Source organism: Akkermansia sp. UBA7090 (assembly GCF_002493465.1).
GTDB lineage: Bacteria > Verrucomicrobiota > Verrucomicrobiia > Verrucomicrobiales > Akkermansiaceae > Akkermansia > Akkermansia muciniphila_A.
The window spans coordinates 19,791-37,249 of sequence record NZ_DKYW01000011.1; the positions used below are offsets into that span (position 1 = coordinate 19,791).

14 protein-coding genes are annotated in these 17,459 nt (G+C 57.3%); 2 read left to right on the top strand and 12 right to left on the bottom strand.

Annotated elements, in window-relative coordinates; all coding sequences use genetic code 11:
- Positions 1 to 14: 14 nt before the first annotated feature.
- The 6 genes from B3075_RS04925 to B3075_RS04950 all read right to left on the bottom strand — a co-directional run bounded on the left by B3075_RS04925 (position 15) and on the right by B3075_RS04950 (position 6,644).
- Positions 15 to 974 carry a hypothetical protein gene (locus B3075_RS04925; protein ID WP_290488359.1) on the bottom strand — a complete coding sequence of 320 codons (960 nt, stop codon included), beginning with the start codon at positions 972 to 974 and terminating at the stop codon, positions 15 to 17.
- Positions 975 to 978: 4 nt separating this feature from the next.
- Positions 979 to 2,121 carry a metabolite traffic protein EboE gene (gene eboE, locus B3075_RS04930; protein ID WP_290488360.1) on the bottom strand — a complete coding sequence of 381 codons (1,143 nt, stop codon included), beginning with the start codon at positions 2,119 to 2,121 and terminating at the stop codon, positions 979 to 981.
- Between the two features lie 332 nt (positions 2,122 to 2,453).
- Complete coding sequence (locus B3075_RS04935) at positions 2,454 to 3,899, bottom strand: Gfo/Idh/MocA family protein (RefSeq protein WP_094135999.1); 1,446 nt, start codon at positions 3,897 to 3,899, stop codon at positions 2,454 to 2,456.
- A 495-nt stretch (positions 3,900 to 4,394) separates the two neighbouring features.
- On the bottom strand, positions 4,395 to 5,003 hold the full coding sequence (locus tag B3075_RS04940; protein ID WP_094135997.1) for a hypothetical protein: 609 nt from the start codon (positions 5,001 to 5,003) through the stop codon (positions 4,395 to 4,397).
- Positions 5,004 to 5,115: 112 nt separating this feature from the next.
- Positions 5,116 to 6,405, bottom strand: a complete 1,290-nt coding sequence (locus B3075_RS04945; RefSeq protein WP_290488361.1) for a DEAD/DEAH box helicase — start codon at positions 6,403 to 6,405, stop codon at positions 5,116 to 5,118.
- A 50-nt stretch (positions 6,406 to 6,455) separates the two neighbouring features.
- Complete coding sequence (locus B3075_RS04950; protein ID WP_102738173.1) at positions 6,456 to 6,644, bottom strand: hypothetical protein; 189 nt, start codon at positions 6,642 to 6,644, stop codon at positions 6,456 to 6,458.
- A gap of 340 nt (positions 6,645 to 6,984) precedes the next feature.
- Between B3075_RS04950 and B3075_RS04955 the strand changes: the two genes are divergently transcribed.
- A complete protein-coding gene (locus tag B3075_RS04955; protein WP_290488362.1) occupies positions 6,985 to 8,226 on the top strand; it encodes a hypothetical protein in 1,242 nt (413 codons plus the stop codon).
- Between the two features lie 227 nt (positions 8,227 to 8,453).
- Here B3075_RS04955 and pgsA read toward each other — a convergent pair whose 3' ends face one another.
- From pgsA to pheA, 4 genes are all read right to left on the bottom strand, one after another.
- The gene (gene pgsA, locus B3075_RS04960) at positions 8,454 to 9,062 is read right to left on the bottom strand and encodes a CDP-diacylglycerol--glycerol-3-phosphate 3-phosphatidyltransferase (RefSeq protein WP_290488363.1); all 609 of its coding nucleotides are present in this window, start codon (positions 9,060 to 9,062) and stop codon (positions 8,454 to 8,456) included.
- A gap of 178 nt (positions 9,063 to 9,240) precedes the next feature.
- On the bottom strand, positions 9,241 to 11,625 hold the full coding sequence (gene ligA, locus B3075_RS04965; protein ID WP_290488364.1) for an NAD-dependent DNA ligase LigA: 2,385 nt from the start codon (positions 11,623 to 11,625) through the stop codon (positions 9,241 to 9,243).
- Between the two features lie 24 nt (positions 11,626 to 11,649).
- The gene (locus B3075_RS04970) at positions 11,650 to 13,266 is read right to left on the bottom strand and encodes an alpha-L-fucosidase (protein ID WP_290488365.1); all 1,617 of its coding nucleotides are present in this window, start codon (positions 13,264 to 13,266) and stop codon (positions 11,650 to 11,652) included.
- Positions 13,267 to 13,310: 44 nt separating this feature from the next.
- A complete protein-coding gene (gene pheA, locus B3075_RS04975) occupies positions 13,311 to 14,468 on the bottom strand; it encodes a prephenate dehydratase (RefSeq protein WP_094135991.1) in 1,158 nt (385 codons plus the stop codon).
- Between the two features lie 292 nt (positions 14,469 to 14,760).
- Here pheA and B3075_RS04980 point away from each other — a divergent pair, with 292 nt between their 5' ends.
- Positions 14,761 to 15,636 (top strand): PEP-CTERM sorting domain-containing protein, encoded by an 876-nt coding sequence (locus tag B3075_RS04980; RefSeq protein WP_290488366.1) that lies wholly within the window; start codon positions 14,761 to 14,763, stop codon positions 15,634 to 15,636.
- 50 nt (positions 15,637 to 15,686) lie between these two features.
- Here B3075_RS04980 and B3075_RS04985 read toward each other — a convergent pair whose 3' ends face one another.
- Positions 15,687 to 16,652, bottom strand: a complete 966-nt coding sequence (locus B3075_RS04985) for an RluA family pseudouridine synthase (protein WP_094136079.1) — start codon at positions 16,650 to 16,652, stop codon at positions 15,687 to 15,689.
- A 16-nt stretch (positions 16,653 to 16,668) separates the two neighbouring features.
- Positions 16,669 to 17,448, bottom strand: a complete 780-nt coding sequence (locus B3075_RS04990) for a Nif3-like dinuclear metal center hexameric protein (RefSeq protein WP_290488367.1) — start codon at positions 17,446 to 17,448, stop codon at positions 16,669 to 16,671.
- Positions 17,449 to 17,459 lie beyond the last annotated feature (11 nt).

Consider the following 17,459-nt stretch of genomic DNA (forward strand, 5'->3'; position numbering starts at 1 on the left):
GAGGGAGGGAAACGTCAGGATGTTTTCCCGTCCTGATCGGCGTTTTTTGCCGGTTCGGGCGCGTCGTTGTCCGCTACCTGGTGGATCATGTCCGTCAGCGCCTGCACATACTCTTCCGTGCGGGCATCCGTGACGGGATACCTGCACCGGCAGGAGACCGTGGGAATGCCCAGGACCGCGTAATGGCGGTCATTGCCTGTGAGGGCGGAAGGTTCCCGGTAAAAGGTTGTGGGCGCCTGATCCCAGGATTTGGCGAAGGGGGCGGCGCACTGGCCTGCGAATTTCCTGCCGTGCGGGGTGGTCACGAACAGAACGGCTTCCCGGGAGGATTCCGGGGCCGGCTGTTTTCGTTCCCCTCCGGCATCCGGCTTCTGGGGTTCCAGATTGATCATTCCCAGGATGTTGGCTGCCCCGATGCTGCCGCTCAGGGCGCCGGCATGCACGCAGGCGCCGGAAGGAATGGATTTCCCCGTGGGTTCCGCTCCATTCGCGTACGCGACAAAATAGATATTGTGATTGGTGGGGATGTCCTTCAGGCCTCGCGCCGTCTCCAGCAGCAGGGCTGTTCCGCTGCCGTTGTTGCGCCGTCCGCTGGAATCGTAATTGGCCCCCACGACGATGCTCTGGTTGCTGGAATACAGGCCGGGCTTGTAAACCAGGATGTTGTAAATGGCCTCTCCTTTTTCCGCGTTTCCTCCGGATACCGGCTGCATGGTGACGGCGTACCCCATGTCCGAGAAGTTCCCGGCGATGTATTTGGCGGCGGCTTCCATGGATTTGGGCTGGCCGGCGTTTCTGGCCCCGATGTCTTTTTGCAGGACTTCCGTGTGTTTTTCCATGCGCGCGCCCAGGGTCCGCGGCGTTTCCGGTCCCCCGGAGGAAACCGTGGAAAGCAGCGTGCAGGAGAAAAGACCGGTGGACAACAGCAGGAATCCGGAGGACAGGACGGCGTAGGGATGCATGCGGGGCGTCATGGCGTTACAGGGTTTCAATGTAATGCAGTTCACGGGCAATCTGGGCTGCCAGGGGCATCTTCATGTGGTCCGGCAGGACGCTCCAGGTATAGGTCTCCACCTCCAGGTGCGGCTGCGGGCCTTGGCGGTCCCGGAGGAAATGGCGCGTTTTCAGGATGAATTCTTCCGTGCCTTTCAAGGGTGGTTCCGGAGAAGCGTACAGGGGAATGTGGTAATGGATGCGCCATTGGGAATCCCGCGTTTCCTCCGCATAGTCCCGTCCATAGGCCAGGGCATTGGGCAGATCCGGGAAAAGCATGGTGCGGTCCTGGTTGCGGATGCTGGTCTGATGGAAATAAACGCCTTCGTCAAACTGGCGCAGGCGTTCCAGGTCTTCTTCACCGCGTACGCGGCATTCCAGGGCGTTGGAGTATTGAACCTTGCAGAGGGCGATGTTGTTCTCCTCCCAGGCGGAAAGAGTGGCTTCCGGCTCTTCCCGGAGAATGGCGAAATGGCAGGTATCGTATGTCAGCCCCAGGTGGCGTTCGATCAGTTCGGGACGGCGGGAATAGTTGCGAAGGCCGTTGAAGAAACGGATGGCTCCTTCCGTATCGTGAAAATGACCGAATGGCTCCGGCTCCAGCCCCAGCTGCATCAGGCGGCCGGTCTGTCTGCCCAGCATATCCAGGAATCCGCTCATGGCGTCCAGCCGGGAAAAGAGGCGTTCTTCATCCGCATGAAACCAGCTGTGTGAGGCAGGGAGCGTGCTGACGGTCAGCCTGTCAGCCTGTTCGTCTCCAATGAGCGCCAGAATGCGGAACAGGTTGCAGGTGTATTCAAAACGTTCCGGTGTAGTCCAGTCCGGCTGGAAAACGCGCTCTTTTACGCGCTGCCCGTGAAAATTACCGTAAGGGAAACCGTTGAGGGTTTCCACGCGCGCGCCCTGGTCATCCAGCCATGATTTCAGGGCTTCCACGGCGTGCGGCGTTTCCAGAAGTTCCGCCGCCGCCCTGGCGGACAGGCGCAGACCGATGCCCAGCGGGAGATTCTTCAAAGGGGAGTCCATTGCCGCGAGTTCCTGCCTGATGCGGGGAACGCAGGTGAAAAGGGCTTCCCTGGTTTCCGCCCAGGATTCGGCGGGATGAATATTGGTGCAGTAGGAAAGCATGGAGGCGTGTGCGATGTAAAGGAAACGGCATTCCCCTATGGGAGAGGGACAGGGCGGAAAACATGCCCCGTTAAACGTTTTTCAATCCTGTATACGTTCCGGGAGAGGAAAAAAATTTCATGGAATTCCGCTTTTTGGCGCCATACGGAGCCTTTCCGGACAAGTGGGGCGCTTGCAGCGTTTTTCAACTTCTGGAATTGGATGTCATTGACACAATAAAAAACAGGCCGCTTGCAAGCTGGGCCTGTTTTTTTGCAAAGAGGGCATTTGCCCCGGCCTGGAAGCGCGCCGTGGAGGCGGAAAAGCTCCGGGCCGGGGAAGGTCACCGGCTGTTACTGGACAATGCCCAGCGGAGCGGTCGTTTTCCAGTCTCCGCGGGTGAAGTCCGGGAACACCTGGGGCATGCCGCCCTGGGCCACGGAGTATTCGGAAAGCTCGGAGACGGAGGACCAGAAGGCTCCTTCATAAACGTTCTGGTCCATCGGTTCGCCATTGCGGAGGCATTCGATGATGCGGAAGAGCATCACGAAGTCCATGCCGCCGTGGCCGCCCATCTTCAGGGCCAGCGGACCGACGCGCTTCCAGAGCGGGTGTTCGTATTTTTCAAAAATGGGGGCCAGCTTTTCTTTGCCCTCAATCCATTCGTGATAATTTCCATTGCCCAGCTTTTCGCCGGCTACGCGGGTCGGGAAGCCGGCCAGGGTGCCCAGGGTTCCCTGGATGAGATTCAGGCGGGAGTAGGGGCGCGGGCTGGTTTCATCCCATTCCACCAGGACGGTGCGGCCCATGGTGGTCTTGATGATGGAGGTATTCATATCGCCGCAGGCAAAGTCCAGCTTGTTCCACTTGTGGTCCGCCGGGAAATTCTTCCTGGCGTACGCGGGACGGCCCAGGGCCGGGCTGGAGAAGGACACGAGACGGCCGAAGCAGTCGTCCTTGCGGGCCAGATTCATGTACTGGGCGATGGGGCCGAGGCCGTGCGTGGGATACACGTTCCCGTTGCGCTTGGCGTAGTGGTAGGTTCTCCAGGAACCGGTGCCGCGTTCCACCTGCTTCATCTGGTTGCGCAGTTCATGGATGTAGGCGGCTTCTCCGTACAACAGATCGCCGATGACGCCCTGGCGCACCATGTTCAGGTACAGGAGTTCTTCACGTCCGTAATTGACGTTTTCCATCATCATGCAGTGCTTCCTGGTTTCTTCGGAGGTATCCACGATTTCCCAGAGTTCCTTGATGGAGACGGCCATAGGCACTTCCACAAAGGCGTGGGCGCCCATCTTCATCACGTCGCAGGTAACGCGGCAGTGCCATTCCCAGCTGGGGCAGACGATGACGGCGTCCGGCTTGACTTCCTTCATCATGCGCTTGTAGTCTTCCGGCCCTTTCGTGAAAATGGGGGGGCGCTTGCCCGTCTTCTTTTCCACGACGTCCGCGTTGCGCTTGGCCCAGTCTTCATACAGGTCGCAAATGCCGACGATTTCCGCGCCTTCTATAACGGCCATCTGGCCCACGTGCATGGAGCCGCGCTCACCCACGCCGACAAAGGCTACGCGCACCTTGTCCAGCTTGGGAGCCCTGAAGCCGCCCATGTAGATGGCGCCGGGCTTGCGCGGCGGCCAGGTGGTCATGGGGCCGATGTTATTCGGGTCCGGAATGGTGATTTTCTTGGGAGCCAGGGGGGCGACTTCCTGGGCGTTGGCAAAGGGACCGGCAGCCAGGGCGCCAGTAGCCAGGCCCAGAGTCTGAAGAAAACGACGGCGTGATGATGAATGATCCATGAATGGTAATTATATGAAAGATTTGAATTCTCAGTTTACCACAGGTACTGCGGCTTGAGAATCTTTCTTTCACGGATGGTGAAAAAAATGCATTCCGCTGTCAAAAAGGAGCGTTCCTGATTCCGGGAGGGAATCAGGAGGGAAGACCGTCGCCTTCTGAAAATCCCGGACATGGAAAAAGCCCCGTCCCTGCCGCAGAGCAGGAAGGACGGGGCTTGTAAGGGCATCATCCGGTTGTGCCGATGTTGCATGCCGTTGCTTGGGAATAAAGCAGGGGAGCGGGCGTATCGCCGCTCCGCGTTCCGAAGGATCGGCCCTGCATCGGAGGACATCCGGAGGGTGTTGCTTGTTGCCGCCGACGCTGGCTGCCGTTTCCGTTCCCGGAGAAGGGGAAGATCATTCCGTTTCCTGCGGCTTCTATCCAGGGGGCCCTTGGCTGGGGCCCGCATGCCGTGGAATCGGAATCATCTTCCCGATCATCCGTAGATGGTCCGGTTATGGCGCCATGCCGGCGGCGGGAAGTTGTGGAGCCGCAAGCCTGGCATAGGCCTCATTCAGAGCCTTGCCCAGCCTGGGGCGGAAAGCGGTGGTGGCGGGCAGCCGGGAGCCTTCCATGCCGCAGGAGCGGAGGATGTCCGGGATGGACGGGGCCAGCGCACGCTTCATGATGTTCATGCAGTCTTCCAGGTCCACTCCGTATTTTTCCTCCATCAGGTTTTCAATGCGGTCCGCCATTTTCCTCATCCTTTCGATCTGCTTTTTGGACAGAACCGGCTGGATGATCGCGTTCGGGTCGGGAACGTAGTCGGTCAGCATCTCAATGGCCCGTTTCAGGTCTTCCGGCAATTCCGTTACATTGCCGCTGTTGAGGACCTGGACCAGAACCTGATAACTGCCGGTGGCGTTTTCGTCATCATCATGAATGCCCGAGGCCAGCGCCACGCCTGCGATGCTCTGCACGTAGCTGGCTACTTCCGGGGAATAGTTTCCTTCCACGAAGGTGGAGGGAACGTCATCCGCGTAAGCCTGCATGGCGGCCTGGCAGGCGAGGGAACCGACGGTGCCCGCGCACAGTGTCTTGATGATGAACGAGATTATTTTCATGATTGAAACTCCGGTTGAAGCTTCCCGACTGGAACGGTCCGGCGAACCGTTTGCAGCAAGTGAGACCGGGCAGGCTCCGATTCCGTTCAAAAGTTTTTTTGAATGATTAAAATCATGCCTCCGAACGGCTGCCGTGCATTCCGGCGGAGTTGCGTCTTCCGTATCCTTTCCGCGGCCCCCTGCGGAATGAGGAACGTTTTTCCTGCATAGAGTTGCTCCTTTTCCTGCACGCGCCCGGAACCGTACGCAATTCATCAGGAACGGAAGCGCTGGAAGCGTGCACGGGAATGAGGCGTCCCAGCAGCTTGTGCACATCCCTGGCTTTTCTGATTTCTTCCGGGGAACAGAGGGCGATGGCTTGCCCGGCGGCTCCGGCGCGCGCCGTGCGGCCGATGCGGTGCACATAGACCTCCGGTTCTTCCGGCAGGTCATAGTTAATGACGAGCTGCACGTCTTTCACGTCAATGCCGCGGGCGGCGATGTCCGTGGCGACGAGGACGGGCGTTTCCCCGGAGCGGAATTCACGGAGCATGCGTTCGCGCGTGCCCTGGCTTTTATCCCCGTGAATGGCGGAAGCCGGATAATCCTTTCCGGACAGGAAGGAGGCCAGGCGGTCGGCTCCGTGCCTGGTCCGGGTAAAGATAAGCGTGCGGCCAGGCAACTCCTGCTGTTTCAGCAGTTTCAGGGTAAGGGGCCTTTTTTCCGCCTGGGAGCCGACCATGCAAAGGAACTGTTCCACCTTGTCCGCCGTGGAGGAGGGAGGGGAGACCCTCACCGTTTCTGGTTCCTGAAGCAGAGTCTGGGCCAGTTTCCGGATATTTTCCGGCATTGTGGCGGAAAACATTTGCGTGTGGCGTTTTTCCGGGATTCTGGAGACGATTTTTTTCAGGGCCGGAGCGAATCCCATATCCAGCATATGGTCCGCCTCATCCAGAATCAGGGTTTCCACGCTGTCCAGACTGACAGTCCGGCGTTCCAGATGGTCAATCAGTCTGCCGGGCGTAGCTACGAGAATATCCAGACCGTCCGCCAGCTTTTTGAACTGGGGAGCATACCCCACGCCTCCGAAAATGACGGCGGTGGACAGGTGCAGCCCTCGGGCGTAGGCGAGGATGTTTTCATGAATTTGCGCGGCCAGTTCCCGGGTGGGACTCAGAATAAGCGCCCTCACCCGGCGGCCCGGCGGTTTTCCGGGACGTTCTGAAAGATGTTGAATAAGGGGCAGGGCGAACGCGGCCGTTTTGCCGGTTCCGGTTTGCGCCAGCCCCAGCAGGTCCTTGTTCCGCAGCAGCAGCGGGATGCTGGCGGCCTGGATGGGAGTGGGGGTCTTGTACTCCAGGTTCTCCAGTTGGTGGAGAATGGGAGCCGACAAGCCAAGCTCCCTGAATGTAGTCGATACCATGTCTGTGGGTGTGTCTGTGAATGCGCCCCGGCTGCAATGAACTGACGGAATCACGGCAATAACGGAACAAAAAAGCCCGCAGAAGCGATACTGAAAAGGTCAAGACGGGGACGCCCGTATTCCGCCAACCGCAAATGACTATCAACAATCAACAACCAAACACCATTCGGCGGGAACGGCTTCATCAGAACACGACGAAGAGCATCTGTCAAGAAAAATAAAAACGCCTGCTCTGTCATGGCTCCATATTCCGGTACGCGGCTGGTTCCTGGAAGCTCCTTTTCCCCTCCGCTTTGGAAACAGTTTTCGTCATGAATTTTTTATAGGAACTGAATATAAACGGATTATTGGATGAAGCGGGTAAGGAATCCGCCGTCAACCCTAAATTCTGCGTATGAATGGCCTGATTCATTTTTTGGTGAACAATTTAGGGGAAACGTCCAAGAGGTCCTGTTCCTGTTCCAATTCAGGGTTCATCTGCATCAGGGATGCAGGCCGCCATGTTAGAGACAACATATTCCAATCAGCGGATTCCTTATCCGTATACTTATTCATTGGATAAACCATGTTAAATGAGTTATGCCCCTGAAAACAAAAATAAAGAATGGAATGGTCATTTTTTCCGTATTGACCATATGTTGCGGCAGTCCTCTCTTTGCGGATTTCCAATCGGAAGAAAGGGCGGATTTAAGCAAGCCCCGGATTTGGACAGCGGTGACGGGGCATCAGTTAAAAGCAACGTATGAGGGAAGGGTGGGTAATAAAATTCAGCTGGTCGTGAATGGAGGAAAGGTCAAAACTATTTTACTGGAAAAACTTTCAGAAGCTGATCAGCGGTTATTGAATAATCTGACGCGGGAGGAAAACCGGGGCGGGGAAGCCGGTTTTCCGGATTCCGGCAGGAATGGCAAGGAGCATCCATTTGTCAGATTTCTTGCTGAAGCGAAACAAAAACGCCTTACTTCTGAGGCAGGGATAAAATATTATCAAAATGTTATTGATGCTCTTTTTGAACAGGCAAATTCGTATCATTACAAATATCCGGTGGATTTTGTGAAAGAAGATAATTCTTTCAATATGAAATATTTAAAGAAAATGTTGCAAAAGAGGAAGTCTATTTCCATGCGTACAAACCTTTTTACCGGGGAGTATCTGCCAACCCCATTATATTCCAATGAACCTCAATGGAAGAGTGTCATGCAGGAATCGTTCTACAAATTGGATGAGAGGTATGTAAATATTGAACAACAAGATACATTGTATTCTGATAATGATGAAAAAAAGGTTGTTTTTGGAGTTTGTGTCGATAGAAAGGGAAAGAATGATTCAAAATATGTTGCGTGGTACAGGGAAGACAGCAAAGATTATTTATATATTGTACAGACTTTTGTTAAGCGGGGTGAGGATGGGGAGCTTCTTTTTGGAGGGATAAGGGGAGAAGTTGGAAGGGGTGACTCTTGGAGCCGATGGCACAGTTATGATGCTCGAAAGGGTATCTTTTATTCGTTGTTTCTTTGCGTTGATCAAGAAGGAAAGATTTCGGTTTATAATTCTGAAGAGGGATCATTACAGTTTTTTGCTTCCGCCCCGAACAAAAAGTCTTTTTGTTATCCAAGAAAGGATTGTTACAATTATTATTTTGACAGGGACAGTAAACAGTTTGCTCTTGGCCGGTATGATTTGAACGGAACTCCTGTTTCCCTGGAAAGATTATGGGAAAAGGCCGGTAAACAAAAATCAGGCAGTATCGGAGGCAAACCAACTGCCAAGCACGATGATCCCCTCAATATTTTTGAGGAACGTCATATCAGGGACAGGTAAAGAGGCTTGAGAGCTGTACAGGCGCTCCTCTCCCGGAACAAAGGATGGATGGCTTCAAGGGGGCGGGACTTTTCTGCATGCGCACGAAGAGCAATGGAAGAAGGTTCAGCGTGTGCGTTCTTTCATCCAGAAACCTGGCGGAATGAAATCATGCGCCTGGAATACGGAATGTTCCGGAAAATGAAAAATGCTGTTTACCCTCCTGACGGATGGGGAAAAGACAACGTTCAGCGTTGCAGGAATTTGCGGGCGCCCGCGCAGTAAACCGCTCCGGAATAAACGGTCAGGAGGACGGACCCCCACAGCGTAACCTGGTACAGCAAGTTGGATGCGCCGGAACCGTGCCACAGGCAGAGCGCGGCCAGCCGGTCCGCGATGGAGGGCAGGTATTCCGGCGTATGCGTCCATGTCAGGGCCAGCAGGCAGGCGATGCAGAAGGCCAGCTGGAAGGCGGTTTTCCATTTGCCGGACGTCCCCGCAGGGATGATGACGCCATGATCCTGCGCGATCTGGCGCAGTCCGGTGACCAGGAATTCCCGGCTGATGATGAGAATGGTAATCCAGGCGGGGCAGAGTCCTTCCCCCGTCAGGTAAATGAAGGCGGCGGAGACGGCTATTTTATCCGCCAGGGGGTCAATCAGTTTGCCGAAGGTGGTGACCTGATTCAGGCGGCGGGCCAGGTAGCCGTCCAGCCAGTCCGTGCAGGCAGCCAGAATGAACGTGACCAGGGCGGCCAGGTATCCCCAGGAATACTGGTCCGCGACGCTGACTGCTGCCGTAAAGACGACTACCAGGGCAATACGCGTCAGGGTAATGGCATTGGGCAGGTTCAGCATACGCGGTTTATTAGGGGGCAGATGGCAGCCTGTAGCAAGCTTTTTTGCTGGATTCAGGAATGAAATTCCCGGAAAACGGCGCACGGAAAAAAGTGAAGGGAATGTGAAGATACAGGCAGCCGGACGCATGATGCGTGCGCTTCAGTTTTTGCTTCCCGTTCCCGCTGTTTTGCGGCAATTAATTTCCAATCATTTTGTAGAAGTCTTCCTCGGAAATGACGGGCACGCCCAGCTTGAGGGCTTTGTCCCGCTTGGATCCTCCTCCGTTGCCTGCCAGGAGGAAGGAGGTGGATTTGGAGATGGCCCCGGTAGCTTTTCCTCCGTGGGAGGCGATAAGCTGTTCAAAGTAGTCCCGCGGATGGCTGAGCGTTCCCGTAATGACGAAGGTTTTTCCGGACAGGGATCCCGCCGGGATTTCCAGAAGGTTGGCCCGGTAGGACTGGGACTGGGGATTGATGCCCAATCCGTTCAGGACGTTCATGGTGTGATTCCCTGCTGCGGAGGCGAAAAAGCTTAGGAGGGATTTGGCCGCCGCCACGCCTATTTCGGAGCCATAGCTGAATTTGGCCGTGTTTTTACGCAGGTAGCCCGTTGCCAGATAGGGCGCGGTCAGGCGGTCGATTTCCTCCATCAGTTCCTGGTGGCGTTCCTGTACCGCTTCTGCGGAAAGCGCGCCTTCCTTCACCGCCTTTTTGTTGTCGCGGGTGTTGGGGTTGGTTTTGGCGGCCTGTTCCACCAGTTCATCCAGGCGGACGATGTCCCGGAGGTAGGGAGAATCCGCCACATGCTTCAGGTCGGGATGCGTGTCCGCCAGCGCCTTGGCGACAACTTCCCCCACCAGGGGAATGCCGAAGGCGATGAGCCAGCGTTCCAGCGGAAGCCCGCGCGCGTTTTGCAGGGCGTCCAGCGCTTTCCGGGCATTTTTTTCCCCATAGCGGCGCGGTTCCTCCGGCGTGCCCAGGTTCAGGTTGGCGAGCTGGTCCGTAGTCAGGGAGAAAAGGTCCAGCGCAGAGGATGCCAGGCCGGAGCTTCTCAGCGCTTCCGCCACGGAAGAGCCGATGCTTTCCACATCCAGAGCGGAACGGGAACAGAAGTGGGTGATGCCCGTCACGGCCTGCGCGGGGCAGGTGAAGTTGGTGCAGCGCCAGGCTACTTTCCCTTCTTCCTTCATGATGGGGTTGCCGCAGGCGGGGCACAGCCCCTGCGTGGCTTCCAGAATGCTGTAGGGCCTGGCGTCCTCCGGGCGTTTGGAGAGGTTCACTTTCAGAACGGCGGGGATGATTTCCCCCGCCTTTTCCACCAGCACCGTATCTCCGATGCGGACGTCCTTCCGGTCGATTTCATCCTGGTTATGCAGGGTGGCCCGCGCCACCGTGGAACCGGACAGCAGCACAGGCCGCAATTCCGCCACGGGCGTCAGCACCCCGGTGCGTCCTACCTGCACGATAATATTCAGCAGGGTGGTTTCCTTCTGTTCCGGGGGGAATTTATACGCCGCCGCCCAGCGGGGGGCGCGCGCCGTAGCGCCCAGCGCTTCCCGCGTAGCCATGGTGCTGATTTTAATAACGGCCCCGTCCGTACCGTAGGGGAGCGTATGGCGGAGGCTGTCAATATCCCGCACGGCCTGGCGGGTGGATTCCAGGCTGTCCGTGTAATACACCGGTTCATTGCAGGGGATGCCGCAATGGCGGAGCATGTCCCAGAAGTCTTTTGCGTCCCTGAGTTCCGGGCCTTCATACGCGCCCAGTCCATGGGCCAGGAAAGCCAGCGGACGGGCGGCCACCTGCCGGGGGTCCAGCTGCTTGAGGGTTCCGGCGGTGGCGTTGCGCGGGTTGGCGAAGGCGGGGAGCCCGTCGGCGTCCCGTTCTTCGTTAAGTTTGGCGAAGGCTTCATTGGGCATGAAGACTTCCCCGCGCACTTCCAGCACGGGCGGCGCGCCGGGGGGGAGGGTGAGGGGAACGCTGCGGATGGTGCGTACGTTGGCCGTTACGTCGTCCCCAACGTCTCCGTCTCCGCGCGTGGCCGCGTAAGCCAGCTTCCCGCCGCGGTACATGATGGAAAGGGCCACTCCGTCAATCTTGGGTTCCACGGAGACGGGAACTTTCTCCGTTTGCAGCGCCCTGGCCAGCTTATGGTAGAATTCCTCCAGTTCTTCATCCGGCACGGGGGCGTCCCGCTGCTCAAAAATGTCGTCAATGGACAACATGGGCACCGCATGCCTGATCTGGTTGAAGCCCTGGAGGGGGGCGCCGCCTACGCGGCGCGTGGGGGAGTCCGGATCCGCCAGTTCGGGGTGGGCTTCTTCCAGTTTTTCCAGCTCCAGGAACAGGGCGTCATATTCCGCGTCGGAAATCTCCGGTTCCGCCTGTTCGTAATACAGACGGTTGTGGCGGCGCAGTTCGGCACGCAGGTAGTCTATGCGGCGGGGAGCGGTTTCCTCCGCGTTTCCGGGGTGGCCGGCGCCGGCGTTTTCCCGCGCCTCCCCAGCCCGGGATGCCGTTTCATTCGTTGCCTGCTGTGAAGGCTGTTTGCCGGCTGCCAGGGAAAAAAGGTCTTCCTCCATAGGAAAAATGAGTGGGAACAATGGCTATTTGCTCAGTTTGATGACGGAACAGGGTGTTTTGGAATGTTCATGAGCCTTGAACAGAACCGTTCCGTTGACGACGGGAAGGACGGTGTTGTCCCCCAAAAGCAATGCTTTGGAATAGCCGGCGGGCAGGGTGATGGCCGTTCCCTCATCATCTTCATAACCGGTGGCGTCCAGCGGCTGCATGCGGGCGTGTTCCGCGCCCGCCGTCAGTTCTTTCATGGTTCCTTCGCTGGGCGGCTGGGCCGCTCCCTTGTCCGGCGGCGGAATCAGGAAGACGAAGATATCCCCCTGCCGATTGATGGAGGCCGGCTGGTCCAGTTGAATGAATGCCCGTGTGCCGTACACGGCTTCACCGTTGATGTTGAGCCACCGGCCTACGCCGCGCATGGTGGCGGCCACTTTTTCCGGAATGGTGCCGTCTGCCATGGGATTGACGTTCAGCAGAAGATTGCCTCCCTTGGTAACGCATTCCACCAGTTTTTCAATGATGGTTTCCGGGGACTTGATGTTGGTGTCGTAACGGTTGTAGCCCCATTTGTCGCTCACCGTCATGCAGGATTCCCAGTCCACGCCGGGATATCCGCGCCGGGGGATGAAGCGTTCCGGGGTAATATAGTCCCCGCAGCGCAGGTCCAGCGTTCCGGCCTGGTCCTTGTTCAGGCCGGAATAGGCGTACAGGCGGTTGTTCATGATGACGCCGGGATTAATGGAGCGCACCATGTCCATCAGTTCCGGCGCTTTCCAGCCTTTGGCCCCCTCCATGGCCCCCTGGGAGTAGTCCCACCACATGATGTCGATGGGCGCGTAACGGGTCATCAGCTCCCGGACCTGGGCGTGCAGGTATTTCTGGTAGGCGGCATGGTCGCGGGGAATGTTTTTCCTGTTAAGCATGGCCGCCTGCCCTGCAGGGTAGCAGAGGTCCGGGCAGATGGTGTTGTCATAAGACGGGTGGTGCCAGTCAATGACGGAGTGGTAGAGGCCCACTTTCAGGCCGCGTCTGCGGCAGGAGTCCACATATTCGCGGATGATGTCCCTGTTCACGGCGCTTTTGGCGTCGTAATCCGTCAAGGCGCTGTCAAACAGGCCGAAGCCTTCATGGTGCTTGCTGGTGAGCACTATATATTGGCACCCCGCATCCCGGGCGAGCTGGGCCCATTCTTCCGTCAGTCCTTCCCTGGGCTTGAACAGGGGCAGGGCTTCCGCGGCGTAGGTGTCCGTATCCACTTCCACGTTTTTTTGAATCCATTCGGAACCTCCGGGCCTGCCTTTCCATTCCCCGGCCAGTCCGGAATACAGGCCGTAGTGGATGAACATGCCGAATTTGGCGTCCCTCCACCATTCCATGCGCCGGTTACGTTCCTCCGCCGTTTCTCTGACTGCGGCATGATTGGCGTCCGCGGGGAGGGGGAGTCCGGGCGCGGCTGCCGAAAATTCCGAGGGAACGGTGGCCGGGGAGTTCTGCTTTGTTCCGCCGCCGCGCAGCCGGGCCGCGAACTGTTCGTCCAGGGCCAGAGAGGGCTGCCCGTTTTCCGTAATGATTTTAGTGACGGACTGCTGGGCTGGGGCGGGAAGCCCCAGAGTGACGGCCAGGGCGGCAATCGTGGCTATGTTCATGGTTGTTCAGGATGGTGTGAGGCTGGGGGGAAAGCTGAACCGGCTTAAATGACGTCCGTATCCGCGTAGCTGCCCAGAATTTTCAGCATGGAACAGTGCTGTTCCAGCTCCGGAAGGGTTTCCCGGAGGGGGGATTCCTGAATGTGGCCGGCGGCGTCTATGTAGAAGACGTATTCCCAGTTGATGACTTTGGACGGGCGGGATTCAATGCGTATCAGGTTATTGTTGTGCCGCTGGAAGCAGTTGACCACTTCCGCCAGGGTGCCGGGCTTGTGCTGGATGCGGATGAGCAGGGAGGTGCGGTCCCTGCCGCTGGGCTGCGTTTCCTGGCGTCCGATGACGGCAAAACGGGTGGTGTTGCAGGACTGGTCCTGAACGTCTTCTTCCAGAATGTTCAGGCCGAACAATTCCGCGGCCAGAGGGCAGCCTAGGGACGCTGCGCCCATGGCGGCGTTCTCCTTGGCAAGAATGCTGGCTTTCGTAGTGGAGGATGTTTCCACGAGTTCCGCGTTCGGGAAGTGCCGCTGGATCCAGTTTCTCGTCTGGCCGAGGACCTGGGGGTGGGAATACAGGATGCGGATGTGTTCCCGCGGAATATCCGCCATCAGGCTGTTGCGGATGTTCAGATTGATCTGGGCGCAGATTTTGAGGGGTGAGGTGACGAAAAGATCCATCACGGCGGTGACGGAACCTTCCGAGGAATTTTCCACGGGAACTACGCCGTACTGGGCCTTTCCCCGGTCCACCATGTCAAACACGTCCTTGAAGCTCTGGCACGGAATGAGTTCGCAGCTTTTTCCGAACTGCTTGAGAGCCGCCTGATGGCTCCAGGTCCCTTTGGGGCCCAGGTAAGCAATGGTCAAGCCGCCTTCCAGGAAGAAGGAGCAGGAGATGATTTCACGGTAAATAGCCTGGAGGGAGGCTTCCGGCAGCACGCCCGCATTCAGGCGGTTCAGTTTGTTGAGCATGGCCGTTTCCCGTTCGGGAACGAAGATGGGGGAATTTTTTTCCTTTTTAATGCGGCCGACTTCATGCACCCATTCGGCGCGTTTTTTTAACAGCTCTACAATCCGGGCGTCCACCTCGTCAATAGCCAGGCGCGCCTTTGTCAGGGCGATGGTCTGTTCATCCGTGTTTCCGCTTTTTTGCTGCCTGGGGGGATTGTCCGGAGAGGCGTCCTCCCCGTGGTGCGTGGTCTCCATGTCTCTGTGAAAGCTGTGTGGTTAAAGCCGTGTCAAGGTAGCGGTTCCGGTGGGGCAAATCAAGATTAAAGCTCCTGCTGCTGCCCGGAAACGGTGCGGCCCGGAGCAATGGGGAAAACGGGAATTTTCCGCTCACGGGAAAAAGAAGATGAAGAGAATCTTCGTTCTGATGGAATTCAACCGGGCAGGGAAGGATGAGACGAAAATAGAGTTGCCGAGCGAAGAGAAAGTTTTTTTGTGTCCTTCCCATTAAAAACTTGTTTTTGGAATAAAAAAAAGTACGAAATAAAACATGAGATATCATTCCCTCTATGCTTTTTGTGTCGGCGTTTTGCTCTCTTCTTCTCCGGCTTTTTCCGGCTCTGTCTGGACCTACGGTGTAACGCAGGAATCCGGATGGAGCGATTTCAACAAATCGTGGAATGGAGATACCTACTTGTGCTGGGCCGCTTCCGCTTCCAACCTCATCAATTGGTGGCAAGAGAATAGCTCCTATGCCTCCTGCGCGAATAACGGGACTCCGACCGGGGAGAATATTTTCCGAACCTATGTCAATTCCTTTCAGGATTTGGGCGGCGCCGCCCAGTATGCTTGGGAATGGTGGTATGAGGGAAGCTATTTGCCTTATGATTTCGGGCTTGATGAGTATGGGTATTCCATGCCGCATACGCTGGATCCATCAACATGGGGAGGGGGGTATTATAACCCGAAGCTGTATCAACAAAATATCTATTATTGGAACGATATGACGACGGAAACGTCCAGCAGCCTCCCGTCCGGGTACGACACGTTTTCCGCTTATTGCTCCGATTTTATCGTTTCTTCCCTGAATTCCTGCTATGGGGTAAGTCTTGGCATTTCTGCGAATGATGCCATGGGGCACGCGATCACACTTTGGGGAGTCGACAGGGATGACGGAACAGGGCTACTTACCAAAATCTATTTTACTGACTCCGATGATGATACGACCGCGTTGCGTTCCTGCTCCCTGACTGAAAAAAATGGTTATCTTCATATGGACGGGTACCATTCAACGCTCGACTATTACATTGATTCCGCCTATGGCCTGAATCTGATTGAAGCAGTTCCGGAGCCGGCTTCTTTTTCTCTCCTTCTTGCAGGCGGCAGTCTTTTATTCCTGCGCAGGAAGCGCCGGTTGCGCCTCTGATATTCCTGAGGGGAGAACTGTGTGCGGCGCACGGAAAAGGGCGCGACGTGTCAGCCTTGCCCGTCATGTCTTTTCCGGGGCTCCGGAATGGTCCCGTAAAGCCCGTTGGGGAAGAGTTGGAGCCACGGCGTATATTCCGGCGGGACGGGAGCTTCAAACTCCATGCGCTTTCCCGTGCGCGGGTGGTCGAAGCCCAGCCGCCACGCGTGGAGCATGAGCCGGCCGGGTTTGGCCTTCTGCCGGGCGGGCTTGGCGTAAATGGGGTCCCCGATGAGCGGATGGCCCAGATGGAGCATGTGCACGCGTATCTGGTGGGTTCTTCCCGTGTGCAGCGTGCACAGAACCAGGGAGGAGTCCGTGGCCGGGTCCGCGCAGAGCAAATCGTAGTCCGTAATGGCGGCCTTCCCGGAACCGGGATTGACTACCGCCATTTTCAGGCGGTTCACGGGATGGCGGCCAATATGGGTGAAGACCGTGCCGGAACTTTGGGAAGGAATGCCCTGGACGACGGCCAGATAACGCTTTTCCGTGCTGCGGGCCGCGAACTGCGCCGTCAGGGACTGGTGGGCGCCGTCATTTTTTGCGATGACTAGGCAGCCGGAGGTGTCCTTGTCCAGGCGGTGGACGATGCCGGGGCGTTCCACTCCGCCGATGCCGGAGAGATCCCCGCAGTGGTGGAGCAGGGCGTTTACGATGGTGCCGTCCGGGTTGCCGGCCGCGGGATGCACGACCATGCCGCTTTCCTTGTTGATGACGATCACGTCTTCATCTTCATACAGGATGTCCAGGGGGATATCCTGGGGAAGGGCTTCCGCCGGTTCCGGCTCCGGAATGCGGACGGTGATGGAGTCACCGCGGGAAACGGGGTTTTTAGGCTTGGCGGGAGAACCGTTGACCAATACGTCCCCGCTTTTGATCAGGTTCTGGATTCTGGAGCGGGAAAGTTCCGGAAGGTGGGCGGCAAGGTATTGGTCCAGGCGGATTTTTCCGTCGGCGTCGTCCGTAGTCAGATTCATGTTCCGCGGCGTTTGGTCAATGGCTGTAGGAGGAAGGCGGCAGGTCAATAAAAGTGTAGTCCAGCCCGTAAACATCCTTGAGAAGAAGCCCCAAGGCCTTTACGCCGAACGTCTCCGTAAAGTAGTGGCCGCCGAAGACCAGATTGACGCCCAGTTCCTGGGCCAGGGGGATGTTCCAGTGGGAACCTTCCCCGGTTACGTAGGTGCCGCAGCCGAGGGCTGCGGCCTGGGCAAGATCGTCCCCCGCGCCTCCGGTGCAGATGAAGACATTTCCGGCAGGAGCCTCCGGGGAATCCTGCCAGAAGGCCTGCACGGGCGCGCCGAGGACGGTTTCCAGCTTTTGCGCCAATTCCGCGCATGTGCCTGAAAATTCTCCGTGCGTACCGAGGGAAACGCCGTGATAGTTCAGTCCTTCATGAGAACATGAACGGAGGCCGCAGGCCTTCGCCAGCAGGGCATTGTTGCCGTATGCGGGGTGGACGTCCAGAGGGAGGTGGGCGGCGTAAATCGCCAGGTTCCCGTCTATAGCGGCTTTCAGCTTCCGGTAGGCGATGCCGGTAATGGGCTGCATGGGCTGCCAGAAAATGCCGTGGTGAAGGATGAGCAGGTCCGCCCCTGTTTCCAGGGCCGCATGAATGGCCTTTTCTGAGCCGTCCACGGCGGCGGCCACTTTGGAAACAGTGCCTCCGTTTTCCAATTGAAGGCCGTTCAGGGCGCGGGAGGCGTCCGGAATGGAATCCACGGAAAGGATTCCATCCAGAAAGGAAATGGCGGTGTGCAGCTCAATCTTGCTCATGCGGGAGGAAT

Coding starts and splice junctions, on each gene's coding strand:
- B3075_RS04985 (WP_094136079.1), bottom strand. CDS start 16,652: ATGAATCTGACTACGGACGACGCCGACGGAAAAATCCGCCTGGACCAA.
- B3075_RS04935 (WP_094135999.1), bottom strand. CDS start 3,899: ATGGATCATTCATCATCACGCCGTCGTTTTCTTCAGACTCTGGGCCTG.
- ligA (WP_290488364.1), bottom strand. CDS start 11,625: ATGGAGGAAGACCTTTTTTCCCTGGCAGCCGGCAAACAGCCTTCACAG.
- eboE (WP_290488360.1), bottom strand. CDS start 2,121: ATGCTTTCCTACTGCACCAATATTCATCCCGCCGAATCCTGGGCGGAA.
- B3075_RS04925 (WP_290488359.1), bottom strand. CDS start 974: ATGACGCCCCGCATGCATCCCTACGCCGTCCTGTCCTCCGGATTCCTG.
- B3075_RS04945 (WP_290488361.1), bottom strand. CDS start 6,405: ATGGTATCGACTACATTCAGGGAGCTTGGCTTGTCGGCTCCCATTCTC.
- pgsA (WP_290488363.1), bottom strand. CDS start 9,062: ATGCTGAACCTGCCCAATGCCATTACCCTGACGCGTATTGCCCTGGTA.
- B3075_RS04980 (WP_290488366.1), top strand. CDS start 14,761: ATGAGATATCATTCCCTCTATGCTTTTTGTGTCGGCGTTTTGCTCTCT.
- B3075_RS04990 (WP_290488367.1), bottom strand. CDS start 17,448: ATGAGCAAGATTGAGCTGCACACCGCCATTTCCTTTCTGGATGGAATC.
- B3075_RS04940 (WP_094135997.1), bottom strand. CDS start 5,003: ATGAAAATAATCTCGTTCATCATCAAGACACTGTGCGCGGGCACCGTC.
- B3075_RS04970 (WP_290488365.1), bottom strand. CDS start 13,266: ATGAACATAGCCACGATTGCCGCCCTGGCCGTCACTCTGGGGCTTCCC.
- pheA (WP_094135991.1), bottom strand. CDS start 14,468: ATGGAGACCACGCACCACGGGGAGGACGCCTCTCCGGACAATCCCCCC.
- B3075_RS04955 (WP_290488362.1), top strand. CDS start 6,985: ATGCCCCTGAAAACAAAAATAAAGAATGGAATGGTCATTTTTTCCGTA.
- B3075_RS04950 (WP_102738173.1), bottom strand. CDS start 6,644: ATGACAGAGCAGGCGTTTTTATTTTTCTTGACAGATGCTCTTCGTCGT.